Source organism: Actinosynnema sp. NPDC050801, assembly GCF_040673975.1.
Lineage (GTDB): Bacteria > Actinomycetota > Actinomycetes > Mycobacteriales > Pseudonocardiaceae > Actinosynnema.
Genome location: NZ_JBFAQZ010000003.1, coordinates 399931 through 425387, shown reverse-complemented (window position 1 = coordinate 425387; position 25457 = coordinate 399931). Strand labels below are relative to the sequence as shown.

General features: G+C 72.5%; 22 protein-coding genes. 19 read left to right on the top strand and 3 right to left on the bottom strand.

The annotated features are described in order from the left end of the window. Positions 1–51 precede the first annotated feature (51 nt). The 12 genes from AB0K14_RS09900 to AB0K14_RS09845 all read left to right on the top strand — a co-directional run bounded on the left by AB0K14_RS09900 (position 52) and on the right by AB0K14_RS09845 (position 14004). On the top strand, positions 52–1266 hold the full coding sequence (locus AB0K14_RS09900) for a Gfo/Idh/MocA family oxidoreductase (protein WP_360466276.1): 1215 nt from the start codon (positions 52–54) through the stop codon (positions 1264–1266). Continuing rightward, positions 1263–2765, top strand: a complete 1503-nt coding sequence (locus tag AB0K14_RS09895) for a sugar ABC transporter ATP-binding protein (protein ID WP_360466279.1) — start codon at positions 1263–1265, stop codon at positions 2763–2765. Before AB0K14_RS09900 ends, AB0K14_RS09895 begins: the two co-directional genes overlap by 4 nt. 35 nt (positions 2766–2800) lie before the next feature. Further along, positions 2801–3778 carry an ABC transporter permease gene (locus AB0K14_RS09890; protein ID WP_360466285.1) on the top strand — a complete coding sequence of 326 codons (978 nt, stop codon included), beginning with the start codon at positions 2801–2803 and terminating at the stop codon, positions 3776–3778. Continuing rightward, positions 3775–4809, top strand: coding sequence for an ABC transporter permease (locus AB0K14_RS09885; protein ID WP_360466282.1), 1035 nt, complete (start codon positions 3775–3777; stop codon positions 4807–4809). Before AB0K14_RS09890 ends, AB0K14_RS09885 begins: the two co-directional genes overlap by 4 nt. After that, positions 4806–5987, top strand: a complete 1182-nt coding sequence (locus AB0K14_RS09880; RefSeq protein WP_364337814.1) for an ABC transporter substrate-binding protein — start codon at positions 4806–4808, stop codon at positions 5985–5987. The genes AB0K14_RS09885 and AB0K14_RS09880 overlap by 4 nt, the downstream gene beginning before the upstream one ends. A gap of 45 nt (positions 5988–6032) precedes the next feature. Next, on the top strand, positions 6033–6875 hold the full coding sequence (locus AB0K14_RS09875) for a sugar phosphate isomerase/epimerase (RefSeq protein ID WP_364337812.1): 843 nt from the start codon (positions 6033–6035) through the stop codon (positions 6873–6875). Positions 6876–7205: 330 nt separating this feature from the next. After that, complete coding sequence (locus tag AB0K14_RS09870; protein WP_360464104.1) at positions 7206–8363, top strand: inositol-3-phosphate synthase; 1158 nt, start codon at positions 7206–7208, stop codon at positions 8361–8363. Continuing rightward, positions 8360–9214 (top strand): SCO3242 family prenyltransferase, encoded by an 855-nt coding sequence (locus tag AB0K14_RS09865; protein ID WP_360464106.1) that lies wholly within the window; start codon positions 8360–8362, stop codon positions 9212–9214. Before AB0K14_RS09870 ends, AB0K14_RS09865 begins: the two co-directional genes overlap by 4 nt. Beyond that, on the top strand, positions 9211–10638 hold the full coding sequence (locus AB0K14_RS09860; protein ID WP_360464108.1) for an EboA domain-containing protein: 1428 nt from the start codon (positions 9211–9213) through the stop codon (positions 10636–10638). The genes AB0K14_RS09865 and AB0K14_RS09860 overlap by 4 nt, the downstream gene beginning before the upstream one ends. Further along, positions 10638–11489, top strand: coding sequence for a TatD family hydrolase (locus AB0K14_RS09855; RefSeq protein ID WP_360464111.1), 852 nt, complete (start codon positions 10638–10640; stop codon positions 11487–11489). The genes AB0K14_RS09860 and AB0K14_RS09855 overlap by 1 nt, the downstream gene beginning before the upstream one ends. Beyond that, a complete protein-coding gene (gene eboE, locus AB0K14_RS09850; protein WP_360464114.1) occupies positions 11486–12598 on the top strand; it encodes a metabolite traffic protein EboE in 1113 nt (370 codons plus the stop codon). Before AB0K14_RS09855 ends, eboE begins: the two co-directional genes overlap by 4 nt. Continuing rightward, on the top strand, positions 12595–14004 hold the full coding sequence (locus AB0K14_RS09845) for a nucleotide pyrophosphatase/phosphodiesterase family protein (protein WP_360464117.1): 1410 nt from the start codon (positions 12595–12597) through the stop codon (positions 14002–14004). Before eboE ends, AB0K14_RS09845 begins: the two co-directional genes overlap by 4 nt. A gap of 18 nt (positions 14005–14022) precedes the next feature. On the opposite strand, the gene AB0K14_RS09840 is transcribed toward AB0K14_RS09845, so the two are convergent. Further along, the gene (locus AB0K14_RS09840; protein ID WP_360464120.1) at positions 14023–15222 is read right to left on the bottom strand and encodes an ROK family transcriptional regulator; all 1200 of its coding nucleotides are present in this window, start codon (positions 15220–15222) and stop codon (positions 14023–14025) included. A gap of 225 nt (positions 15223–15447) precedes the next feature. Here AB0K14_RS09840 and AB0K14_RS09835 point away from each other — a divergent pair, with 225 nt between their 5' ends. Next, the gene (locus AB0K14_RS09835; RefSeq protein ID WP_360464123.1) at positions 15448–16806 is read left to right on the top strand and encodes a cellulase family glycosylhydrolase; all 1359 of its coding nucleotides are present in this window, start codon (positions 15448–15450) and stop codon (positions 16804–16806) included. Between the two features lie 128 nt (positions 16807–16934). Here AB0K14_RS09835 and AB0K14_RS09830 read toward each other — a convergent pair whose 3' ends face one another. Together AB0K14_RS09830 and AB0K14_RS09825 are read right to left on the bottom strand one after the other, a co-directional pair. Then, on the bottom strand, positions 16935–17570 hold the full coding sequence (locus AB0K14_RS09830; protein ID WP_360464126.1) for a choice-of-anchor M domain-containing protein: 636 nt from the start codon (positions 17568–17570) through the stop codon (positions 16935–16937). Next, on the bottom strand, positions 17567–18214 hold the full coding sequence (locus AB0K14_RS09825; protein ID WP_360464129.1) for a choice-of-anchor M domain-containing protein: 648 nt from the start codon (positions 18212–18214) through the stop codon (positions 17567–17569). Before AB0K14_RS09825 ends, AB0K14_RS09830 begins: the two co-directional genes overlap by 4 nt. 178 nt (positions 18215–18392) lie before the next feature. Here AB0K14_RS09825 and AB0K14_RS09820 point away from each other — a divergent pair, with 178 nt between their 5' ends. Genes AB0K14_RS09820 through AB0K14_RS09795 form a run of 6 tightly spaced genes read left to right on the top strand, consistent with a single transcriptional unit; the run spans position 18393 to position 25319 of the window. Next, entirely contained in the window at positions 18393–19919 is a 1527-nt protein-coding gene (locus AB0K14_RS09820) for an anchored repeat ABC transporter, substrate-binding protein (protein WP_360464131.1), read from the top strand. Continuing rightward, on the top strand, positions 19907–20716 hold the full coding sequence (locus AB0K14_RS09815; RefSeq protein WP_360464134.1) for a choice-of-anchor M domain-containing protein: 810 nt from the start codon (positions 19907–19909) through the stop codon (positions 20714–20716). The genes AB0K14_RS09820 and AB0K14_RS09815 overlap by 13 nt, the downstream gene beginning before the upstream one ends. After that, positions 20709–21461 (top strand): anchored repeat-type ABC transporter ATP-binding subunit, encoded by a 753-nt coding sequence (locus AB0K14_RS09810; RefSeq protein WP_360464137.1) that lies wholly within the window; start codon positions 20709–20711, stop codon positions 21459–21461. The genes AB0K14_RS09815 and AB0K14_RS09810 overlap by 8 nt, the downstream gene beginning before the upstream one ends. Next, positions 21458–22348 carry an anchored repeat-type ABC transporter permease subunit gene (locus AB0K14_RS09805; RefSeq protein WP_360464140.1) on the top strand — a complete coding sequence of 297 codons (891 nt, stop codon included), beginning with the start codon at positions 21458–21460 and terminating at the stop codon, positions 22346–22348. Before AB0K14_RS09810 ends, AB0K14_RS09805 begins: the two co-directional genes overlap by 4 nt. Continuing rightward, the gene (locus AB0K14_RS09800) at positions 22345–23709 is read left to right on the top strand and encodes a choice-of-anchor M domain-containing protein (RefSeq protein ID WP_360464143.1); all 1365 of its coding nucleotides are present in this window, start codon (positions 22345–22347) and stop codon (positions 23707–23709) included. Before AB0K14_RS09805 ends, AB0K14_RS09800 begins: the two co-directional genes overlap by 4 nt. After that, complete coding sequence (locus AB0K14_RS09795; RefSeq protein WP_360464146.1) at positions 23706–25319, top strand: choice-of-anchor M domain-containing protein; 1614 nt, start codon at positions 23706–23708, stop codon at positions 25317–25319. Before AB0K14_RS09800 ends, AB0K14_RS09795 begins: the two co-directional genes overlap by 4 nt. Positions 25320–25457: the final 138 nt, after the last annotated feature.

The window sequence follows — 25457 nt, the reverse complement described above, 5'->3', positions numbered from 1 at the left end:
CTGCCTGACTTTTGATTGACATCCGCCATTAGCCCCCTTACGGTTCGCCGCATGACTGTGACCCACCTAACTCAAACGGCCGAAAGTAGTCGTGTCGAGCCTCGGACACTGCGGATCGCCGTGGTGGGCACTGGGTTCATGGGCCGTGTGCACGCGGAGGCGGCACGGCGTGCGGGCGCCTCGGTCGTCGCCGCGGTGGCGAGCACCGCGGACGGTGCGGACGACGCCGCGAGGGCCGTCGGCGCGGAACGCGGTTACCCCGACCTGGCCTCGCTGCTCGCCGAGTCCGGGGCCGACGTGGTGCACGTGTGCACGCCCAACGTCCGGCACGCCGAGGCGGTGCGGGCCGCGCTGGCCGCGGGTGCGCACGTGATCTGCGAGAAGCCGCTGGCCACCGGTGTCGCGGACGCCACCGCGGCGGCCGACGCGGCAACGGCCGCCGGTCGGGTGGCCGCGGTGCCGTTCGTCTACCGGTTCCACCCGATGGTCCGCGAGATGCGCGCGAGGCTGGCCGCCGGCGAGGCGGGCGTCGTCTCCACGGTCACCGGCGGCTACCTCCAGGACTGGCTGTCCCGCCCGGAGGACGACGACTGGCGGGTCGACCCGGCGCTCGGCGGTCCCTCGCGCGCGTTCGCCGACATCGGCTCGCACTGGTGCGACCTGTTCGAGTTCGTCACGGGGGACCGGATCCACCGGTTGTCCGCCCGGACGGCGACCGTGCAGCAACGGGCGCGGGCCGCCGCCGTGCCGACCGAGGACGTCGCCGCCGTGCAGTTCACCACCGCGTCCGGGGTCCTGGGCACGCTGGTCATCTCGCAGGTCGCCGCGGGCCGCAAGAACCGGCTGCACGTCGAGGTCTCCGGCACCGAATCCAGCTTCGCGTTCGACCAGGAGGACCCCGAGCGGCTGTGGGTCGGCAAGCGGGAGGGCAGCCAGGTGCTCCTGCGCGACCCGTCGACCCTGTCGCCCTCGGCGGCCGCGTACGCGCGGTTGCCCGCCGGGCACGCGCAGGGCTACCAGGACTGCTTCGACGCCTTCGTCGCCGACACCTACCGGGCCGTGCGCGGCGAGGGCAGCCCGGACGGCCTGCCGACGTTCGCCGACGGCCTGCGCGCGGTCCGGATCACCGACGCCGTGTTGTCGTCCGCCGCGTCCGGTGGTGCGTGGGTCACCATCGGGGGAGTCGATGATCGGATCACCGTCGGCGGAGTCGACGATCAGATCACCGTCGGCGGAGTCGACCATCAGACCGGGGTTGACCGGTGACCGCCAATGGTGACGTCGTCGTCCGGCTCACCGGGATCACCAAGAGCTTCCTGGGTGTGCCGGTGCTGCGCGGTGTCGACCTGGAGCTGCGCGCGGGCGAGGTGCACGCGCTCATGGGTGAGAACGGCGCGGGCAAGTCGACGCTGCTGAAGGTCCTCGCGGGCGTGCACCGGCCCGATTCCGGCCAGGTGGAGGTCAACGGCGAGCCGGTCGTGTTCGCCACGCCGCGCGACGCCCAGCAAGCGGGTATCGCGATCATCCACCAGGAGTTCAACCTGCTGGAGCACCGCACCGTCGCGGAGAACGTCTACCTCGGCCGTGAGCCGGTCCGCCGGGGGCAGGTGGACCGCCGGAAGATGGAGGCGGACACCAAGGGGCTGCTGGACTGGCTCGGCGAGGACGGGGTCGACCCGGCGGAGACGGTCAACCGGTTGTCGGTCGCGCAGAAGCAGGTCGTGGAGATCGTCAAGGCGCTGTCCACCGACGCCAAGGTGCTGGCGATGGACGAGCCGACCGCCGCGTTGGCCGACCACGAGGTGGAGTTGCTGTACGACCTCGTCGACCGGTTGCGCACCAGGGGCATCGCGATCCTCTACGTCTCGCACCGGATGCGCGAGGTGTTCGACCTCGGCAAGCGGATCACCGTGCTCAAGGACGGCGCGTTCGTCACCTGCGCGCTCACCACCGAGCTGAGCTCCGACCAGCTCGTGCGCCACATGGTCGGGCGGTCCCTCGACGCGCTCTACCCCGACCGCGCGGCCCCGGAAGACCTCGGCGAGGTGCGGCTGGCGCTGCGCGGCGCGGGCAACGACCGGGTCCGCGGCGTGACGTTCGAGCTGCGGGCGGGCGAGATCGTCGGTGTCGCCGGGTTGCAGGGCTCCGGGCGGTCCGCGATCGCGCGGGCGATCTGGGGCGTCGAGCCGTTCACCACCGGCACGCTGGAGGTCGACGGCGTCGTGCGGCGGATCACCGACCCGCGTACCGCCGTGCGGCTGGGCATCGGGTACGTCACCGAGGACCGCAAGGGCGAAGGGCTGGCGCTGCGGCAGTCCATCCGGGACAACGCGCTGCTCGTCCGCCGCGCGGCGCTGACCGGCGGCCCCGGCCGCCGCAAGTCCGACCTCGGCGAGCTGTTGAGGTCCGTCGCGGTCGTGGGGCGCGGCGAGCACCAGGAGGTGCGCTACCTGTCCGGCGGCAACCAGCAGAAGGTCGTGCTGGCCAAGTGGCTCGCCGTGGGACCGCGCGTGCTGGTCGTGGACGAGCCGACGCGCGGCATCGACGTCGGCGCGAAGCAGGCGGTGCACCGGCTGCTGCGCGACCTGGCCCGCAACGGGGTGGCGATCCTGATGGTCTCCTCCGAACTGCCCGAGCTGATCGGCATGAGCGATCGGATCCTGGTCGTCCACGAGGGCGCGATCGCGGGCGAACTGCCCGCGGGCGCCGGTGAGGAAGCCGTCATGGGCCTCGCCACGGGGCACGGTAGGGGAGAAGTGGCGTGAGCGTCGCACAGGGGAAGACCGAGTCGGCGGGCGGCGTGGCCCGCCGCGGCCGCGTCCGGAAGTTCAGCCTCACACCGACCGTGACCGTGTACCTGGCGCTGGTGGCGCTGCTCGTGGTCGGCAGCGTCCTGGTCGGCCTGAACGGCGGCGTGCTGCTCGACCAGGGCGGCATCCTCAACATCCTGACCCGCAGCACCGTGCTGGGGCTGGTCGCGGTCGGGCAGACCATCGTGATCATCACCGGTTCGCTGGACCTGTCGGTGGCCTACCTGGTCGGGCTGTGCTCGCTCGTGGCGGCGGAGACGATGGCGGGCAGCGACGGGATGATGGTGCCCGGCGTGCTGCTGGCGCTCGGCGTCGCCGCGGTCGTCGGCCTGGTCAACGGCCTGGTCGTGACCGTGCTCAAGGTCAACGCGTTCATCGCGACCCTCGGCGTGGCGCTGATCCTGCGCGGCTACCTGGAGGACAACTACACCGGACCGGCGGGCAGCGTGCCGCGGGCGTTCCAGCACCTCGGGTTCGACCGCATCGGCCCGGTCCCGATCGGTGTCCTGCTCATGCTCCTCGTCGCCGCGGCGGCGTGGTGGTACCTCAGGCGCACGCGCAGCGGCTACCACACCTACGCGGTCGGCGGTGACATCGACGTCGCGCGCTTGTCGGGTGTGCGCACCGGCCGCACGATCGTCATCGCCCACGTGCTGTGCGCCGTCGCCGCCGGTCTCGCCGGGGTGTTCCTGGCCAGCAGGCTCGGGTCCGGCGCGCCGTACGTCGGCACGGACGCCGGGTACGACCTGGAGTCCATCGCGGCCGTCGTGCTGGGCGGCGCGGCCCTCGCGGGCGGTCGCGGCGGCGTCGTCGGCACGATCGGCGGCGTCCTCATCCTGGCCACCCTCGACACCGTCTTCGACGACCTCGCGGTCGACCCGTTCTTCAAGGACGTCGTGCGCGGCATCGTCCTCATCGTCGCGGTGGCGCTCTACGCGCGCCGCAAGCTCCCCAGGAGGTCCGCGTGAGCGCGCCGACCACGTGGCGTCCCCGTCTGGCGGAGGGCACCGCGCCCGTGCTGGTGGTGCTCGCCGTGCTGCTGGTGGCGCTGGCCTTCGCCGGCCCCGCCTACGCCGAACCGACCGGGTACCTGGCGCTGCTCAAGCGCGCGGCGCCGCTGGTGCTCCTGGCCATCGGCCAGTACTTCGTCATCGTCTCCGGCGGGTTCGACCTGTCGGTCGGCTCGCTGGTCACCGCCGAGGTGGTGATCGCGGCTCGCCTGATCGACGGCCAGGAGTCCGCGACCGGCTGGGTGATCGTGCTGCTGCTCGGCTTCGGCCTGCTGGTCGGCCTCGTCAACGGGCTGGTCACGACCAAGCTGCTGGTGCCGTCGTTCATCGTGACTCTGGGGATGCTGCTCATCCTCGACGGCGCGGTGTTCCTGTGGACCGGTGGTGCGCCGCGCGGCGCGCTGTCGCCGTCGTTCCGCGTGTTCGGTCGCGGCGGCGTCGACCTGCCGGTGCTCGGCCACCTGCCGTGGTCGGTGGTGATCCTGCTGGTCGTCCTCGTGGCCGCGGTGCTGTTCATGCGCAGTGGCACCGGCCGCACGCTCGTCGCGGTGGGGGACAACGAGAACGCGGTGCGCCTGGCCGGTGGGCGGGTGGACCGGCTGAAGGTGCTGGCGTTCGTGCTGTCCGGGTTGCTCGCGGCGCTGGCCGCGATCCTGCTCGGCGGGTTCGCGGGCGTGTCGGCACAGGTCGGTGGCGGCCTGGAGTTCCGCGCCATCACCGCCGTCGTGCTCGGTGGCGTCCTGCTCGGCGGCGGACGGGGTTCCGTCGTCGCCTCGGCGGCCGGTGCGCTGACCCTCGAAGCCCTCTTCTCGCTGCTGAACCTGCTCGGCGTCTCCGGCGCGCTGGAGTCCGCCGTCCAGGGCGTGATCATCATCGCCGCCGTCGCCTACGCCGCCCTCGGCGTCAACCCACGGCTCAGGTTCCGGCCCCGCGCGGGCACACCCGAGCCCGCTCGCCACCAGTCACCGCCGCACAAGGAGAACCGATGAACAGGAAGTGGTCCGTCGTGGCCGTCGCGGGCCTGCTGGCCATGGCCGGCTGCAGCAGCGACCTGCCCGCCGACACCGGCACACCCGGCACGACGGGCGCGTCGAAGGACGCCGGCGCGAAGTCGGAGTTCTTCGACCAGGCGCAGTACGAGCGCCAGTTGAAGTTCCGGTCGACGGCCGCCGAGGGGCCGGCGGCCAAGCCGTGGGAGCAGATGCTCGACCCGGAGCTGGTCGACACGGCGAGGTTCGCCAAGCCGGGCGGCGATTACCACCTGTGCTTCTCCAACGCCTCGGTCGACAACCCGTGGCGGCAGGTCGGGTTCAAGACGATGAAGGAGGAGGTGAGGCTGCACCCGGAGATCACCAAGTTCACGGTGCTGGACGCGGAGGCCAAGGACGACAAGCAGATCAGTGACATCCAGTCGTTCGCGTCGCAGGGGTGCAGCGCGCTGGTCGTCTCGCCCAACACCACCGCCACGTTGACGCCCGCGATCGAGGCGGCGTGCCGGACGAACGTGCCGGTGATCGTGTTCGACCGGGGCGTCAACTCCACCTGTCCCGTGACGTTCGTCCACCCGATCGGCGGGTTCGCGTTCGGCGCGGACGGCGCGGAGTTCCTGAAGGAGAAGGTGAAGCCGGGCGGCAAGGTGCTGGCCCTGCGCATCCTGCCCGGTGTGGACGTGCTGGAGCAGCGGTGGGCGGCGGCCGACGAGATCTTCGCCGGCAGCGAGCTCAAGGTCGTCGGTGTGGAGTTCACCGACGGTGACGCGGCCAAGACCAAGACCATCGTCAACGACTACATCCAGCGCGAGGGGCAGATCGACGGCGTGTGGATGGACGCGGGTGCGACCGCCGTGGCCGCGGTCGAGGCGTTCCAGGACGCGGGCGTGCCGATCCCGCCGTTCGTCGGCGAGGACCAGCAGGACTTCCTGCGGATGTGGGCCGAGCAGAAGATGACCGCGGTCGCCCCGACCTACCCGACCTACCAGTGGCGCACCCCGGTGATCGCCGCGCTGAAGATCCTCAACGGTCAGCAGGTGCCGAAGGAGTGGGTGCTGCCCCAGCCCAAGGTCACCCAGGACAACCTCCAGAGCTTCCTGAAGCAGGACATGCCGCCGCTGCACTACGCGATGTGCGGGTGCGAGTCGATGGCCGGTTACCCCGCACCCTGGAAGTGACCCCGCAAACCCGTTCCGGACGGAGGAACAGTGCACGCGATCGGTGTGAGCACGTGGGTCTGGACGTCGCCGCTGCGTGACGCCACGATCTCCGAGCTGGCCGCCCGGGTGGCCGGGTGGGGGTTCGACGTGCTCGAACTCCCGGTGGAGGAGGTCGACGACTGGGACCCGGCGCACGCCGCGCGGGTGCTGGCGGACCACGGGCTCGCCGCGACCGTGTGCCTGGTGATGCCGCCAGGCCGTGAGCTGGTCGCGGCAGAGTCCGCGACCGTCGGCACCACCCAGGATTACCTGCGGCGGGTTGTGGACATCGCGGTGGAGGTTGGTTCGCCGGTCATCGCGGGTCCGGCGTACGCGTCGGTCGGTCGGACGTGGCGCATGTCGGAGCGGGAGCGGGGTGACCGGATCGCCGAGTTGCGCGACAACCTGGCGCCGGTGGTCGAGCACGCCCGTGCGGCGGGCGTGCGGGTCGCGGTGGAGCCCTTGAACCGGTACGAGACCAGTCTGCTCAACACGATCGGGCAGACGCTGGCGGCGTTGGACGGCCTGCCCGTCGACGGGTGCGGCGTCGGGGTCGACGTCTACCACCAGAACATCGAGGAGAAGCACGTCGGCGACGCGATCCGGTCCGCCGGGGGCCGGATCGCGCACGTCCAGGTGTGCGGCAACGACCGCGGCGCACCGGGTGCGGACCACCTCGACTGGCCCGACATCACCGCCGCGCTCGCCGAGGCGGGCTACACCGGGCCGCTGTGCATCGAGTCGTTCACGGGCGAGAACGCGAGCATCGCGACCGCCGCGTCCATCTGGCGCCCGCTCGCGCCGACCCAGGACGCGCTCGCCGTGGACGGGCTCAAGTTCCTGAGGGAGGTGGTCGGCACCCGCTGAGCGGTGTCACCACGGCTCACCGGAAGCGGCGCGCCGGGCGGAACGGGACCAGGCGGTGGCCGACCGGTTCGCGGCGGAACGGCGGTTTCCCGCGAGGTGGGGACCTGGGTCGTGCGCGACCTGTCGGGCGCCGACACCGATGTGGTGATCGCGGTGCTGCGGAGCCAGTCGAGCGGTAGTTGAATCGCGAGGGCGGGGGCCGTCGTGCTCCGGCCACCCGCGCGTGGGGGCGGTTGCCGTACCGCACCCCGTCCGACCGGTGCCAGGACGTCCACGTCCCGGTGCCGGTCGGTGACCGTTCTTGAGTGGAGCTGGCGAAGGAGGGGGCTGATGACGGACCAACCCACCGGGCTGTGGCTGATCGGGGCACGCGGATCGGTCGCGACCACGGCGATCAGCGGACTGCTCGCGCTGCGCGCGGGTCTGGCGCCGCCGACGGGCTGCGTGACCGAACGGCCCGAGCTGGCAGGTGTCGACCTGCCGGGCTGGTCGGACCTGGTCGTCGGCGGGCACGACATCGTCGCCACGCCGCTGGTCAAACGTGCCGAGCAGCTCGCGGACAGCGGCGTGCTGCCGCACCGCCTGCTCGGTGCGATCGCGGACGGCCTGCACGCGGCCGACGCCGGGATCCGACCCGGCTACCACCCCGTGACGCACCCGGGCAGCCAGGCCGAGGCGGCCCGCCGGCTGGCCGCCGACATCGACGACTTCCGCGAGCGGCACGGCCTGGCCCGTGTCGTCGTGGTCAACGTGTCCTCGACCGAACCGCCCGTGCCTGCCACACCCGAGCACGACGACCTGGCCGCGTTGGAGGCGGCGCTGGCCGACCCGACGCGCGCGGTGCTGCCGCCCAGTTCGGTGGCGGCGTACGCGGCGCTGCGCGCGGGTTGCCCCTTCGTGGACTTCACCCCGTCCACCGGCATCGCCCTGCCCGCGCTCGACGAACTCGCCCACCGCGAACGGCTGCCGTACGCGGGGCGGGACGGCAAGACGGGGGAGACGTTGCTGCGGACGGTGCTCGCGCCCATGTTCACTGCGCGGGCGCTGCGGGTGCGGTCCTGGGCGGGCACCAACCTGCTGGGTGGCGGCGACGGCGCGACCCTGGAGGACCCGGCGCACGCGGACAGCAAGCTGGAGTCGAAGGCGCGCGGCCTCGCGGCGTTGCTCGGCGACGACGTCATCGCACCGCTGCACATCGACAACGTCCCCGACCTCGGTGAGCAGAAGACGGCGTGGGACCACGTGTCGTTCGAGGGGTTCCTCGGGGCGCGCATGTCGCTGCAACTGACGTGGACCGGGCTGGACTCCTCGTTGGCCGCGCCGCTCGTGCTCGACCTCGCCAGGCTCGTCGCCGCGGCGCACGCCGCCGGTCGGGTCGGTGCGCTGGGTGCGCTCGCGTTCTTCTTCAAGGACCCGCTGGGCAGTGACGAGCACCGGTTCGCCGAGCAGACCCGCGAGCTGTACCGGTGGGCGGGGGAGTTGGGATGAGGGCGTACGCGGAACTCGTCCGGGCGCCCGCCGCGCTGACCGTGCTGGGCGACACGTTCGCCGGTGCGGCCGCGGCCGGGGTGCCCCTGCGGGGCAAGCGCTTGCTGCTGCCGCTGTCATCGGTGGCGTTGTACTGGTCCGGGATGGCGCTGAACGACTGGGCCGACCGCGAGCTCGACGCGGTGGAACGCCCCGAGCGCCCGATCCCGTCCGGCCGGGTCGGCCCCCGGGCCGCGTTGACCGCCGCCGTGGCGCTCAGCGCGGCCGGTCTCGGGCTCGCCGCGCTGGCCGGCGGGCGCGACGCGTTGGCGGTCGCGGTGCCGTTGGCGGCGGCGGTGTGGTCCTACGACACCGTGCTGAAGGACACCGCGGCCGGACCGCTCGCCATGGCCGCGTGCCGGGGGCTGGACGTGGTGCTGGGCGCGGGCCGGGAACGGGCGGTGGGCGCGCTGCCCGCCGCCGCCGTGATGGCCGGGCACACGCTCGGCGTCACGGTGTTGTCGCGCGGCGAGGTGTGGGGCGGGTCGGCCGGTGTGGCGAAGGCGGTGCTCGGCGGCACGGCCGTGACGACGTTGACCGCGCTCGCCCGGCCGGGGCGGACCTGGCGGCACCGGTTCGGCGCGATCGCCGGCGCGGCCACGTACGCCGCCACGGTGGGCCGTGCGCAACTGGCGGCGGTGCGCGACCCGGGTGCGGGCGCGGTCCGGTCGGCCACGAAGACCGGCATCCACGGCATGGTGCCGCTGCAATGCGCCCTCGTGGCGCGCGGTGGCTCACCGGCCGTCGCCGCCGGCCTGGCCCTGGTGCTGCCGCTGGCCCGGCGGCTGAGCAGGAAGGTGGGGCCGACATGACGTTCCGACTCGGCTACGGCACCAACGGGTTCGCCAACCACCGGCTGGACGACGCGCTCGCGGTGATCGCCGACCTCGGTTACACCGGGGTGGCGCTCACCCTCGACCACCACCACCTCGACCCGTTCGGCCCCGACCTGGCGCAGCGGGTCGGGAAGGTGGCGGGGCGGCTCGACCGCCTCGGCCTCGGCGTCGTGGTGGAGACCGGCGCGCGGTACCTGCTGGACCCGTGGCGCAAGCACCACCCGACGCTGGTCAGCGACACGCAGGAGATCCGGGTGGACTTCCTGCTGCGCGCCGTGGAGATCGCGGCCGACCTGGGTGCCGACTGCGTGTCGTTCTGGTCCGGCGTGGTGCCCGCGGGCGTGGACGACGACGAGGCGTGGCGGCGGATGCGGTCGGGCGTCACGGCGGTCCTGGACGGCGCGGCCCGGCACGGCATCCCGCTCGGGCTGGAACCCGAGCCGGGCATGCTGGTCGAACGCCTGGACCAGGCGCTGCGCCTGCGCACCGAACTCGGCTCGCCCGCGCTGCTCGGGATCACGCTGGACGTGGGCCACTGCGTCGCGGTCGAACCCCAGGACGCCGCCGCCTGCATCCGCCGCGCGGGCGACCTCCTGCTCAACGTGCAACTGGACGACATGCGGCCGGGCGTGCACGAGCACCTGGAGTTCGGCGAGGGCGAATTGGACCTGGCCGCCACCCTCGCCGCACTGGACGAGATCGGCTACACCGGCCTCGCCGCGGTCGAACTGCCCCGGCACAGCCACGCCGCACCGGACGTGGCGCGCAGGGCCCTGCGCGCGCTGCGCGAGGCGTCGCCCGAGCCGGCGTCGGAGCACCCGTGGTTGGTGGAGGCCGAACGCACCGTGCGGACCGACCCCACCTCGATCCGGACGTTCTTCCCCGCGGTCGGCCGGATGGTGGGCAGGGAGGCGTTGCGCGGCGGGTCCGACCCGCTCGGCGTCGTGCACGGCACCGTCGACGACGTGGCCCGCACCCGCTTGCTGACCGCGCTCGCGGCGACGACCGGTCCGGAGGAGCTGTCGGCCGAGTTGACCTCGCTCTACCGCTTCGGTGACGACGCCGAACGCCGGGGCGTCCTGCGCGGGCTCGCCTCCGTCGGGGCCGAGGCGGTCGCGGCCGGTGTCGAACTCGTCAAGGACGCGTTGCGCACCAACGACACCAGGCTCGTCGCGGCGGCGCTCGGACCGTTCGCCGCCGACCACCTCGACGCCCACGCCTGGCGCCACGGCGTGCTCAAGTGCTTGTTCCTGGACATACCCCTCACCGCCGTGGCAGGGCTGGGCCGGCGCACCGACGCGGAACTGCGGCGCATGGTCGGCGCGTTCGCCGACGAACGCCGGGCCGCCGGGCGCACCGTGCCCGACGACGCGCTCGAACTGCTGAGGAGCGAGAGCTGATGCGCATCTTCGACCCGCACATCCACATGACCTCGCGGACGACCGACGACTACGAGGCGATGTACTCCGCCGGGGTGCGGGCGCTGGTCGAGCCCGCGTTCTGGCTGGGCCAGCCGCGCACGAACGTCGGCTCGTTCACCGACTACTTCGACGCCCTGATCGGCTGGGAGAGGTTCCGGGCGGCGCAGTTCGGCATCCGGCACCACTGCGCCCTCGCGCTCAACCCCAAGGAGGCCAACGACCCGCGCTGCACCGCCGTGCTCGACGTGCTGCCGCGTTACCTGGCCAAGGACGGCGTGGTCGCGGTCGGCGAGATCGGCTACGACTCGATGACCCCCGAGGAGGACGAGGCGTTCGCACGGCAGTTGGAACTGGCGGTGCGGCACGACCTGCCCGCGCTGGTGCACACACCCCACCGGGACAAGGCCGCCGGCACCGCGCGCACGCTCGACCTCGTCCGCGAGTCCGGGCTGCCGGCCGGACGGGTGCTCGTGGACCACCTGAACGAGACGACGGTGCGTGCCGTGGCCGAATCGGGTTGCTGGATGGGTTTCTCGATCTACCCCGACACGAAGATGGACGAGGACCGGATGGTGGCGGTCCTGCGCGAGTACGGCACGGATCGGGTGCTGGTGAACTCCGCCGCCGACTGGGGCCGGTCCGACCCGCTCAAGACCCGCAAGACCGGCCAGGCGATGCTCGCCGCCGGGTTCGACGAGTCCGATGTGGACAAGGTGTTGTGGCGCAACCCGGTCGAGTTCTACGGCCAGAGCGGTCGGCTGGTCCTGGACGACGCCGCGACGGGGGAGACGTTCGCCGGGAACTCGGTGCTGCGGGGCGAACGCCCGTGACGCCCATCGCCTACTGCACCAACGTCCACCCGGCCGAGGACCTGGCCGGGGTGGTCGCGCAGCTCGACCGCTACGCCGTCCCGGTGCGGGAGGAGCTGGGCGTGGACGCGCTCGCGCTCGGGCTGTGGCTGGCCGAACCCGTCGCCCGCGGCCTCGCCGAGGACGGGACCGCCCGCCGGCGCCTGGCGGCGGACCTGCGGGCCAGGGGACTGGAGGTGAGCACCCTCAACGCGTTCCCGTACGGCGGGTTCCACCACGAGGTGGTCAAGCACTCCGTCTACCACCCGCCGTGGACCGACCCGCGACGCACCTCGTACACCCTTGCGTGCGCCACCGTGCTCGCCGACCTGCTGCCCGACTCCGCGTCCTACGGCAGCATCTCGACGTTGCCGCTGGCCTGGCGCGAGCCGTGGTCCGGTGACGACGACGTGCGCGCCCAAGCCTCGCTCGACGCCGTCGCCCGCTCCCTGCGCGCCGACGCGGCACGACACGGCAGGCCGATCAGGCTGGCGGTCGAACCCGAACCCGGCTGCGTGATGGACACCGTCGCCGACGCGGTCTCCTGGCTGGCCGACCGCGTCGACCACGACCACGTCGGGATCTGCCTGGACACCTGTCACCTCGCGGTGTCCTTCGCCGACCCGGCCGAGGCGGTGACCGCCATCCGCCGCAGCGGGCTCTCGGTGGTCAAGGTCCAGGCGTCGGCGGCGCTGGAGGTCGCCGAACCGGGCACCGACGAGGGCAGGCGCGCCATCGCCGCGTTCGCCGAGCCGCGCTACCTGCACCAGGTCCGGGAGAACGCGCCCGGTGGCGTGCTCGCCGCCGACGACCTGCCCGCGGCGCTGACCGACCTGCCGGCCGCGCACCCGTGGCGGGTGCACTTCCACGTCCCCCTGCACGCCCGGCCCGAGGCGCCGCTGACCTCCACCACCGACGTGCTGCTGACGGCGGTCGAGGCGGTCCGGTCCACCGCGGCCGCCCTGCCGCACGTGGAGGTCGAGACCTACACGTGGGCGGTCCTGCCCGGTGCGGGCGCGGACCTCGCCGCGGGCATCGCCGCCGAACTGCGCTGGGCCGCTGACCACATCGGTGACGGAGGCACACCATGAACCCGCTGGTCGTCATCGACGTCGTCGGCATGACACCGGGCCTGCTACCGCACATGCCCAACCTGGCCCGCCTCGGCCGCCGGGGCTGGCAGGCCGAGCTGGGCACCGTGCTGCCCGCCGTGACGTGCAGCGCCCAGTCCACCCTGCTGACCGGGCTCACGCCGGCCCAGCACGGCATCGTGGGCAACGGCTGGTACTTCCGCGACCTCGGCGAGGTCCACCTGTGGCGCCAGCACAACCGGCTGGTCGGCGGCGAGAAGCTGTGGGAGACCGCCCGCCGCGCGCGGCCCGGCTACACCGCGGCGAACATCTGCTGGTGGTACGCCATGGGCGCCTCGACCGACGTCACCGTCACCCCGCGCCCGATCTACCACGCCGACGGCCGCAAGTCGCCCGACGCCTACGTGCGCCCACCCGCCCTGCACGACGACCTGGTCGGTGCGCTGGGCGAGTTCCCGCTGTTCCAGTACTGGGGGCCGACCGCGGCGTTGAAGTCCAGCGAGTGGATCGTCGGCGCGGCCCGCCGGGTGCTCGCCGCGCAACGCCCGGACCTGCTGCTGGTCTACGTGCCGCACCTGGACTACGACTTGCAGCGGTTCGGCCCCTCCGGCGCGGAGGCCGCACGGGCCGCAGCCGACGTGGACGCCGCGCTCGCACCGCTGCTCGCCGACGCCGAGGCGGCCGGCGCGACCGTCGTGGCGCTGTCGGAGTACGGCATCACGGCGGCGCGCAGGCCCGTCGACATCAACCGGGCGCTGCGCCGCGCCGGGCTGCTGGAGGTCTACGCGCAAGCCGGCATGGAGCTGCTCGACCCGTGGACCTCCCGCGCGTTCGCGGTGGCCGACCACCAGATCGCCCACGTCTACGTCGCCGACCCGGCCGATGTGCCGCGAACCAGGGCCGTGCTGTCCGAGCTGCCCGGCGTGGACACCGTGCTCGACCGCGAAGCACAAGCAGGCGTCCACCTCGACCACGAGCGGTCGGGCGAGCTCGTCGCCGTGGCCGAACCCGACGCCTGGTTCACCTATTACTACTGGACCGACGACGATCGCGCACCGGACTTCGCCCGCGGCGTGGAGATCCACCGCAAGCCGGGCTACGACCCGGCCGAGCTGTTCTTCGACCCGGGCGACCCGTTCGTCAAGGCCAAGGCGGGGCTCAACCTGGCGCGCAAGAAGCTCGGCCTCCGCTACGCGATGAACGTCGTGCCGCTCGACCCGTCGTGCGTGCGCGGCACGCACGGCAGGCTCGCCGACCGCGCCGAGGACGGCCCGGTGCTGCTGTGCTCCGATCCCGCCGTGCCGGCGGGGGTCGAGCGCGCCGGCCGGGTCGCCGCCACCGACGTCCGCGACCTCCTGCTCGCGTTGCAGGGCATCGCCGCGCCCGTGCGGGGAACCGGCCGGTGAGCCGCCCGGTCGTGTCGTTCACCGGCCGGCGGACCGACCTGCCGTTGGCCGGGACGTGCCCACCTGGTCGGTGCGGCCCTCGACGATGTCCCCGGTGATGGTGGCCTTGATGGCGAGCACGGCGCCGGAGCGGGCCCATTCGCTGAAGTCGAACGGCTGCACGTCCAGTTCGAGCAGGTCGGGGTCGTCCTCGTAGGTGTCCCCGATGCCATCGTGGACGTGACGGGACGCGATCTCGTACAGCGGCAGGCCGTCACCGGTCAGCAGCACCTTCTGCGGGTCGGTGACGTTGGCGACGGTGCCGATGAGGACGCCGAGCGCGTAGCCGGCCTCGTCGAACACCTGTCGGGCTTGCGGATCGCCCGCTCGCACGCGGTCGAGGGCCTCCGCATAGGTCGGGTGGCCGGACAACCGCCGCAGCATCACGTGGGTCATCAGGAAGCTGGAGATGCAGCCGCGCCGGCCGCAGCCGCACTGCGGTCCGTCGCGGCCGACCAGGGTGTGGCTGAAGTGCGGTGGCAGGCCGTGCGAGCCCTCGACGAGGGCGCCGTTGACGATCAGACCGGTGCCGACGCCCGCGCCGACGGTGATCACCGCCATCGACCGCAGGCCCGCGCCGGGGCCGAACCAGTGCTGGGCCGTGGTCAGTGCCTGCACGTCGTTGTCGACCGCGGTGGGGAGGCCGGTGGCCCGGCTCACCGCGGCCTTGAGCGGGACATCGGTCCAGTGCAGGAACTCGTGGCGGGCGACGAGGCCGTCCAGGACGATCCCGCCCAGGGCCACACCGATACCGGTGATGCCCGGGAAGGTGGCCGCGACCTCGGCGATCTGGGCGACGACCTGGTCGGGTTCGTGCGAGCGAAGAGCCTCGTCGGTGGTCTCGACCGGGGTCGCGGTCAGGTCGGTGACCGTGGCGAAGAGCCGTTCGGCGGTCAGCTTCACGCCGAGGAAGTGGTGGGCCGCGCCCCGCACGTGGAGCATCTCGGCGGGCCGGCCGGCCGATGAGCGGGGCTTGGCGGCGGCGCCCTCGACCAGCAAGCCACCCCGCACCAGGACTCTGGTCACGCGGGTGAGGGTCGGCCGGGACAGGCGCAGTCGGTGGGCGATCTCGGCCCGCGACAGGGGTCCGTGGATCAACACCTCCAGCAGCACGTCCCGCGCGACCTCGGACAGGTCCGGCCACGAGGAGGTGGCGCGGTCGCCGGGTTCCGAGCTCATCGGCTGAAGGTACCGGTGCCGGCGGACCTTCCACGGGGTTCCGCGGTCGTCGTCGCGCGGGGCCTGAAGGCAGATCTTGACTTCCGGACGACGTCGGTCGTAGCGTGAGAATTTAAGTTCCGTCCAGAAATTATTCCTGCTGGGAGCCGTGCGTCACCGACTGGGAGCGCTCCCAGAAAGCTGGGCGGACACCATGTCGTCGACTCGATGAGGTGTCGAAGGACCATGAGAAGAATCGCCATGATCGGTGCCGCGCTGTCCGTCGTCGCGGGTTTGGGGGTGACGGCCCTGTCACAAGCCCAAGAGGCGCCACCAGCCCGCGAAGCGGTGGGCCTGCACGTCAGCGGAACCAGGGTCGTCGAGGCCGACGGACGGCCGTTCGTCATGCGCGGCGTCAACCACCCGCACGTCTGGTACACCGGTCGGACGAACTCGTTCGCCGACGTCAAGGCGTTGGGCGCGAACACCGTGCGGGTGGTGCTGGGCACCGGCAAGCGGTGGGGGCCGTCCACGGACGTGCCCGCCGTGATCGACCTGTGCAAGCGCAACCGGATGATCTGCGTGCTGGAGGTGCACGACACCACCGGCTACGGCGAGGAAGCGGCGGCGGCGTCGCTGGACGAGGCCGCCGACTACTGGATCAGCCAGAAGAGCGCCCTGGTCGGTCAGGAGGACTACGTCGTCATCAACATCGGCAACGAGCCGATCGGCAACGTCGACGCCGCCCAGTGGACCGAGGCGACCGCGAACGCGATCAGGAAGATGCGCGCCAACGGGTTCCGGCACCTGCTGATGGTCGACGGGCCGAACTGGGGCCAGGACTGGCAGTACGTCATGCGGGACAACGCCCAGGAGGTCCTCGACGCCGACAGCGCGCGCAACACCGTGCTGTCCATCCACATGTACTCGGTGTTCAACACCGCCTCCAGCATCATCGACTACCTCGACCGGTTCCAGGCCAACGGTTGGCCCCTGGTCATCGGCGAGTTCGGCTGGAGGTTCGCCGCGAACGAGGTAGACCACGACACGATCCTCAGCGAGGCCCAGAAGCGGGGCCTGGGCTACCTGGCCTGGTCGTGGAGCGGCAACACCGACCCGGTCCTGGACATGGCCACCGACTTCGACCCGGCCAGGCTCACCACGTGGGGTCAGCGCATCTTCAACGGCGCCAACGGCATCAGGGCCACCGCCAAGGAAGCCGCCATCTACGGTGGTGGCCAGACCACGACCACCACCACGACCACCACAACCACCACGACGACCACGACCACGCCTGGCGGTGGACTGGCCTGCACCGCCACGTACCGGGTCGTCAACCAGTGGCAGGGCGGGTTCCAGGGTGAGGTCCGGGTCACCGCGGGTGCCTCGGCGATCAAGGGCTGGACCGTCGGCTGGACCTTCGCCGACGGGCAGGCCGTCACCCACGCCTGGAACGCCACCGTCACCGGCAGCGGATCGACCGTGACGGCCCGCAACGTGGCTTACAACGGCAACCTCGCCGCCGGTGCCAGTGCCACCTTCGGGTTCACGGGCTCGTCGCGGGCCACCAACAGCGCCCCGACGGCCTCCTGCACCGCGAGCTGACCGGGGGAAACGCAGGTCCGCGGCGCTCACCGGGTGGTGAGCGCCGCGGACCTGTCGAAGTCGAGCCTCGATGGCGGTCATGGCCGCACGGTGCTCAGGAGTGCACGGCGGTCAGGGCTGCACAGGGGTCAGGGCTGCACGGTGAAGGTGTAGCTCTTCTGGCCCGTGGTGACCGCACCGCCCGCCGCCTTGGTCGCGGTGACCTCGAAGACGGCGGTGTAGGTGCCCGCCGCCTCGAACGCCCAGTTGGCGTGGGCGTGGCTGTTGATCGCCAGGGTCCGGCTGTCGGGCAGGCCGTTGCCGCTGTCGAACCACACGGTCACGGACCCGCCGAAGCCGGTGGTGTAGACGCTGAAGTCCGCGGGGCCGGTGACCGAGACGAGCTTCAGGCTCACGGAGTTGTTCAGCAGCACACCGGACGGTACGCCGCTGGTGTTGAAGCCGGGCCAGAGGATGCCGCTGACCTGGTTCTGCGGCAGGACCCAGAACGTCGATCCGGGTGCGCCGAGGAACGAGTACGCGCTGCCGGAGGGGACGGTGGACTTGCTCGCGGAGACCGCGTTGAGCGTCACGGTGGAGGGGTCGCGGTCGACGGCGGGTGACGCGGTGGCGTCGACGAGGTCGAGGGTGAGCGCGGTGCCGGTCCAGTCGACGTCGATGACGTCGACGTGGCCGGAGGAGAGGGTGACCGCCGCGTGGGCGGTTCCCGTGGTGAGCAGGGCGAGCCCGGCGGCGAGCGCGGCGGCGGTGAGGCGGGCGATCATCGGTTCACCTTGAAGGTGTAGGTGGCGGGGTCGGACACGACGTGCGCACCGGTGGAGGCCAGGGTGCCGACGGCGCGGACGGTGACGCGGTAGTAGCCGGCCGCCTCGAACGCCCAGTTGGCGTGCAGGTGGCTGCCGGCCGCCAGGTCGATGCGGTCGGGCAGGCCGTTGCCGCTGTCGACCAGCACGTTCGGCGCGCCGACGGCGTCGGTGGTGAAGATGCTGAAGTCGCCGGGGCCGTAGACGCGCGTGACCTTCAGGCGCAGTGATCCGTCGACGAAGACGCCGGGCTCCACCTCCTCGGTGGCGATGCCCGGCCACAGCAGGGCGGGGTCGTCGATCTCGGGCAGCACCCAGACCGGCGCGCCGGGTGCGCCGAGGAAGGCGTAGGCGGGGTCGGCGGGCACGGTGGTCTTCGCCGCGGACTTGGCGACGAGCAGGACCTCGGCGGGTGCGTACTCGACGTCGTTGGTCTCGTCGTGGACGTGCAGGTCGAACGCGCCGTCCTCGTAGGCGACGCCGAAGACGTCGACGTGGCCGGTGTCGATCGTGACGACCGGTGCGGCCGTCGCGGGTGCGGCGACGAGACCGGACAGGCCGGTCACCGCCGCCATGAGCAACGCGATGCGTGCAGTCGTGCGCAAGGTCGGTGCACTCCAATCATGCGGGTGGGCGCGGTCCAGGGAGGACGCGAGTGGAGCGTCGCACATGGAAATCGTTACCGATAGCGGCCGGATGGTCTATTGAAAACGGTTGTCGTTCGGATTAGGTTCGCGGTGTCCCCACCGGTCGGGTGACGGGTGTCTGGAGGTTCGACAACTCATGCGAGTGCGTGCGCCCTCACGGGCCGCCGCGTCCCTGTGCGCGGTCCTGCTCACCGTGACCGCGTGCACCTCGACGGGTGAGCCGGGAGGTGGCGAGGGCCTGTCCGTGGTCGCCACCACCGAGATCCTCGCCGACCTGGTGCGCAACGTCGGGGGGCAGCGGGTCCGGGTGGACTCGCTGGTGCCGCCGGGCGGTGATCCGCACTCGTACGAGCCGACGCCCGCCGACGCGAAGAAGGTCGCCGCGGCGGACGTGACGTTCACCAACCACCTGCTGCTGGAAGAGCAGCGGTTGATCAAGGCCATCGACGCGAACGCGCGCGAGGGGACGCCGAACGTCTCCCTGGCCGAAGCGTCGGAGACCTACGGCGCCAACGTGATCCCGCTGGTGGAGAACATTGGGCTCGACGTGCTGTGGTTCGGACTGCGCGTGCGCGGTGACGGCGAGCAGCGCGGCGCCACGCGCACGTCCGAGGTGCGGCTGACCGCGACCGCGGTGGAGGGTCCGGGCAGGCTCGTGGCCTACCTGACCGAGTCGCTGGGCAAGCCGGTGGTGTACTTCGACTCCGGCGACGGTCTGTCCGAAGTGGACTCGACCACCTTGCCCCCCGGCGCGCACACCCACCTCAACTGGGCGTTCACCGCACCGGGCAGCTACCGGCTGACGATGCGCGCGTCGTTGCTCAACGGTGCTGACGAGGTGCCGCTCGGGGAGAGCACCTTCACGTTCGCGGTGGGGATCGACCCGACCGGTACCGCGGGCACGGTGCTGAACGAGGGCCACACGGACGTGACCGTGGACCTGGACACCGGCGAGCTGTACACGTTCAACGACCGCGCCGGCGGCACCACCCAGGAGGTCGTGCCCGCGGCGCAGGCCGTCATCGAGGTGCCGAACAAGGCGATCGTCACGGTGCCCGACGACCCGCGGTTCGCGTTCCTCGGCGCACCGGGCGCTTCGGTGCACCAGCTGCCGCAGGCGGTGCTGGGCAAGCACGTGCACGGCGAGATCGACCCGCACCTGTGGCAGGACGTGCGCAACGGCCGTGCCTACGCCGAGCTGATCCGCGACACCCTGCGCACGGCCGACCCGGACGGCGCGGCGGACTACGACCGCAACGCCCGCGACTACCTCGCCCGGCTCGACGAACTCGACAAGCAGGTTCGCGACACCGTGGCGGCCGTGCCCCGCAACCGCCGCCACCTGGTCACCACGCACGACGGGTTCGGCTACTTCGCCAGCGCCTACGAGATGAGCGTGGCCGGGTTCGTGGTGCCCAACCCCGCGCAGGAACCCAGCGTCGAGGACGTGCGCAAGCTGACCGAGACCATCCGCAACCTGGAAGTGCCCGCCGTGTTCATGGAACCCAACCTCGCCCAGCGCGGCTCGGTGCTCACCCAGGTCGCCCGCGACCAGGGGGTCGAGGTGTGCCTGCTCTACGGCGACTCCTTCGACGAACGCACCCGCAGCTACGCGGACATGATGCGCCACAACGCGGAGGAGATCGCCCGGTGCCTCGCCTGATCCCGGCCCTGCTCGCCACGGTCGCGACGCTCCTGCTCGTGCAGCCGGCCGCGCACGCCGACGCGCCGGTCGTCATCGCCGACGGCCACGTCGACCTCGGCCCCCGCCTGGTCGACGGCCGGTGGGTCCTCCAGCTCCGCGACGACACGGGTGACGGACCGGTGTGGCGCGAACCTGCCGACGTGGTGCTCCAGGTGGCCGACGCGGCCAAGACGACCGTCCCGGACGACCCGGCGTACGCGTTCCTCGGTTCGCCGGGCGGTGACATCTGGGTGCTGCCGCAGGTGCAGGACCAGGAGGTGGTGTGGCCCGGGTGGAACACCCAGGACCCCAGCATCGCCGAGGTCGTCGGCCGCGAGGTGGACTGGCGCCTGCACGACGTCGAGGGGCCCGGCCGCTTCGAGCTGTTCCTCACCGGCAACTTCGGCACGCCGGAGACGATCTTCAGCAGCGACCGCCCCTACCCGCAGGAGATCGGTGTCGAGGCGGGCACCCACGTGCACGGCAACTGGGTGTTCACCGCGCCCGGCGCCTACTCGCTGGACGTGGAGATGGCCACCGCCGACGGTCGCGCGGACCGGGCGACGCTCAACGTCCACATCGGACCGGGCGACCCGGCGACCGTGTTCGCCACGACGGCGGCGAGCACCCCGCCGTCCGACACGACCCAGGCACGGACAACCGACGCCGGGGGCCCGCCCCTGGTGTGGCTCGCGGTCGGCGGCGTGCTCGTGGCCGCGGTGGTGACGGCGCTCGTCGTCCGTTCCCGGCGTGCCGCCAGGAGGACCGATGTCTGACCTGGTGCTGGACGTCACCGGCGCGACCGTGCTCCTGGGCGGCCGGGAGGTGTTGTCCGATGTGGACTTCCGGCTGCGTCCCGGTGAGCTGGTCGGCCTGATCGGTCCCAACGGCGCGGGCAAGACGACCCTGCTGCGCACCGTGCTCGGCCTCGTCCCGGTCCACCGCGGCTCGGTCGTGGTCGGCGGCCGCACGCCGCGCCAAGCCCAGGGCACGCTGGGGTACGTGCCGCAGCGCCACGAGTTTGCCTGGGACTTCCCCGTCACGGTCGAGGGCGCGGTCGCCACCGGCCGCACCCACCTGACCGGCCTGCTGCGCCGCCGCACGGCCCGCGACCGCGAGGCCGTGGCCGAGGCCCTGGACCGCGTCGGCATGGCGGACCTGCGGGCCAGGCCGGTCGGCGAGCTGTCGGGCGGTCAGCGGCAACGGGTCCTGGTCGCCCGCGCACTGGCCCTGCGACCGCGGGTGCTGCTGCTGGACGAGCCGTTCACCGGCATCGACGCACCCACCCAGGAACTGCTGAGCACGTTGCTGACCGAATTGCGGGACGAGGGCGTTGCGGTGTTGATGACCACCCACGACCTCGCCGCCGCGACGACGTTGTGCGGCCGGCTGTGCCTGCTCAACCGCACCGTGGTCGCCGACGACGAGCCGGCCGCGCTGGCCGACACCGACATCTGGCTGCGCACCTTCGGCCTGGACCGGGCGGAGCGACTGCTCAAGGCGTTGGGGGTGACCGGGTGACCGGGTTCCTGGAGTTCCTGACCGGGCCGTGGGAGTACGACTTCTGGCGCCGCGCGCTGCTGGTGGCGTTGATGTCCGGCCTGGTTTGCGGCGTGATCGGCAGCCACGTGGTGCTGCGCGGCATGGCGTTCATCGGCGACGCCGTCTCGCACGCGGTGTTCCCCGGCATCGCGGTGGCCTTCGTGCTCGGCTCGAACCTCGTGCTCGGCGGCGCGGTCGCGGGCGTGGTCACCGCGTTGCTGATCGCGGTGTTCACGCAGAACCGCAGGCTCAAGGAGGACTCGGTCATCGGGATCTTCTTCGCCGCCTCGTTCGGCCTCGGCATCGTCATCCTCAGCACCGCACCCGGCTACGGCGGCTCGCTGGAGTCGTTCCTGTTCGGCTCGATCCTGGGCATCGGCGACTCGGACGTGATCTCGGTCGCCGTGATCGGCGCGGCGGTGCTGCTGTGCACGGCGCTGTTCAACAGCCGGTTCGTGGCCACGACCCTGGACCGCGAACAGGCCCGCGCGGTGGGTCTGCCGGTGTTCTGGCTGGACGTGGTGCTGCACGTGATGGTGACCCTGGCGATCGTCATCTCGTTGCAGGCCGTGGGCAACATCCTGGTGCTCGCCCTGCTGGTCACCCCCGCCGCGGCGGCCCGGCTGCTCACCGACCGACTCGGCACGATGATGCTGCTCGCGCCGCTGATCGGTGCGGGCGGCAGCGTGCTCGGCCTCTACCTGTCCTACGCGCTCGACCTGGCCGCGGGCGGCCTGATCGTGCTCACCCTCACCGCGGTGTTCCTGCTGTGCTGGCTCTTCGCGCCGCGCCACGGCCTGCTCACCCGGACCCGCCGGACGGACGTCCCCGCCCTCGCCACCGCCCTCGCCGAGGAGAAGTCGTGACCCCCACCCGGACCGGCGCGCTGCTCGGCGTGGCCGCCGCGTTGCTGATGACGGCGCCCACCGCGGCAGCCGACCCCGCACCGACCACCCCACCCGACGTGCCCACCGCGGACGCCGTGCTGGACGTGGAAGCCGGCCGGCTGGCGCTCGACGGACCACCCGACGCCCTGGCCGTCACCGCCGGAGCCGAGCAGGTGGAACTGCGCTGGGACACCACCGCGATCGAACCCGGCACCGTCTTCGGGGACAGGGTCGAACTGCGCACCGCCCTCGCGAACGCGTCCGCGGTGGAGGTGCCGCACGGGGATCCGGTCACGGTCCCGGTCGCCGCGAGCGGAACGCTCCGCGTCGACGTGCCGGCACCGGGCGACCACCTGCTCCGGGTCGAAGCCGCGGCCCACGCGCTCGACGGCCGGCCGCTGGCCGTCGAGCGCGATTACCGGCTGGTCGTCACCGAGAAGGCCCGACCCGAAACCGGCCGACCCGAAACCGACCGGCCGGAAGTCGACCGGCCCGGAGTCGCCGTCGAGCTCCGGACACTCCCGCAACTCCCGGCCCTCTCCGCGCCACAACCGCAGGTCGCCGCAGCGGCGGAGCAGCCGCCCACGGCTACCGGCCGGGTCACCCTGGACCGCGGTCACGTCGACGCCGTTGCGCTCCGCGTCCTGCCGGACGGCCTGCACGTCCAGGTGAAGGACGGCACGGCCACCGGCGTCACGACCTGGCGCGAACCCGCGGACGTCGAGTTCCGCGTCACGGCCGCCGCGCGCGTCGGACTCCCGGCGCAACCGGCGCTGTCCTTCCTCGGCGGCGCGGGCAAGCAGGTCTTCCTGCTGCCGCAGACCCAGCGCGCCGACTTGCTCTGGACGGGCTGGAACACCGAGGAACTGCGCCCGGCCGAGGTGTCGGGCCCGGTGACGTGGACGCTGACCGCGGTCGACGGGCCCGGCGCCTTCGGCCTGTTCACCACCGGCTCGTTCGGCGCGCCGGAGGTCATCTTCAACAGCACCGACGGTCTGCCGGACAACCTCTCCGTCCCGCTGGGCACTCACGCGCACGCCAACTGGGCGTTCGCCGAACCCGGCCGCTACCGCCTGACCTTCGCCGTCTCGGCGCCCGGTGCGAACGGTGCGCTGACCGACGCGGAGACCCTCACCTTCGCCGTCGGTGACGGCGCCGGTGCTCCGGTCGACCAGCAGCAACCGGGCAACACCGACCGGCGGGCCGGCACGCCGAACCGCCTGGCGTCCACCGGTCCCGCCGCCCTGCCCGCGACCGCCGGTCTCGCGCTCGTCCTGGTCGTGACGGGCGCCGCCGCGCTCGTGCTCGCCCGCCGCCGCCCCGCCGAGGAGACGCCGTGATCACCCCCACCCGCGCGGGGGCCGCGGTCGCCGCCCTCGCGGCCCTCGCCGCGCTGTCCCTCGCCCCGGCCTTCGCCCAGGAGTCCACGACCGTCGTCGACGTGGGGCACGTGGACCTCCTCGCGCCGGCCGTGACCGACGGTGAGCTGGACATCCGCTACAAGGACGGCAATACCACTCCGCCGACGGTCCTGGACCCCGAGCGGGTCGTCACGCACGTCAAGCCGGAGTCGCGCATCCAGGTGCCCGACCTGCCCGACTACGCGTTCCTCGGTCCGGTGGGCAGCGACCTGTGGCTCATCCCCGAGGTCCAGGACCCCAACGTGGTCTGGGCGGGGTGGAACACCGAGGCGTTGACCGCCGACCAGGTCGACCCGGGCTCGGTGCGCTGGACCCTCGATGCGATCGGCGGCGACCTGCCCGGCAGCGCGGCGCCCGGCAAGCTCACCGTGTTCCAGACCGGCCCGGTCGGCGAGCCGTTGCCGCGCGTGTTCGACACCGCCCTGCTGCTGCCGCAGCAGCACCCGCTGGTGCTCGGCACCCACGCCCACGCCAACTGGACGTTCACCGCCGAGGGCGTCTACCGGCTCACCTTCACCGTCACGGCCACCACCCCCGACGGGTCGCCGTTGCGCGACACCACGACCTACGCCATCGCCGTCGGTGCGGTCGACCCCGCCACCGTGAAACCCGGCACGGGAGTAGACCCGACCACCACCACCACTACGACCACGACCACGACGACGACCACCACGAGTGCGACTACGACAACGACCACGGGCACGACGACGACCACCGCGCCACCCACGTCGTGCGTGGTCCTCGACGACGGTCACGTGGACCTGATCGCACCGCGCATCCTCACCGGCGGCCTGACCACCCAGGTCAAGGACGGTACGGCCGGACCCGACCGCGCCGTGTGGCGCGACCCGGCCGACGTCGTGCTGCACCTGGTCCCCGCCGCGCGCAACACCGTGCCCGCCGACCCCGCCTACTCGTTCCTGGGCGCGCCGGGCGCACCGGTCTGGCTCATCCCGCAGACCCAGATCCCCGGCATCGTGTGGGCGGGGTGGAACACCGAGTCGCTCAGCCCCCGGGACGTGGCCGGCGGCGTCGACCTCCGCGTGACCGCCGTCGACGGCCCCGGCCGCCTCGGCATCTTCCTCACCGGCATGGCCCCCGTCGTGCTGGTCGACTCCGGGGACGGCCTGCCCGACACCACCGTCGTCCCGCTCGGCACCCACGCCCACGCCAACTGGGCCTTCGGCGCGGAGGGCACCTACCGGATCACCATCGAGGTCACCGCCACCCTCACCGACGGCCGCACGGTCGCCGACAGCGACGTCTTCACCGTCGCCGTCGGCGATGTCGACCCCACGGCCGGCGGAGCCTGCGCACCACCGAGCACCACCGCGACGAGCACCACGGTGACGACCACCACCACCCCGGTCACGACCACCTCACCGGCGGCACCCGGTCCCCGGCAACGCGGCCTGGCCTCCACCGGTGTCGGCGGCGCGGGGACGGCCGTGCTGCTCGCCGTGCTGCTGACCACGGCCGGCGCCGCGGTGCTCGTCCTCACCCGGCGCAGGCGCACCCACGGCGGCTGAGCGCGACGTAACGCCCCTCGCGGAACCCCCCCGGTGGACGGGATCCGGCTACCCGCCGGCGATCTCGACGACCGGGGGGTCGAGCGTGCCCGCGGCCGCGGTCGAGCGCCCGGTGTGACGAAGGTAATTTTGATTAGT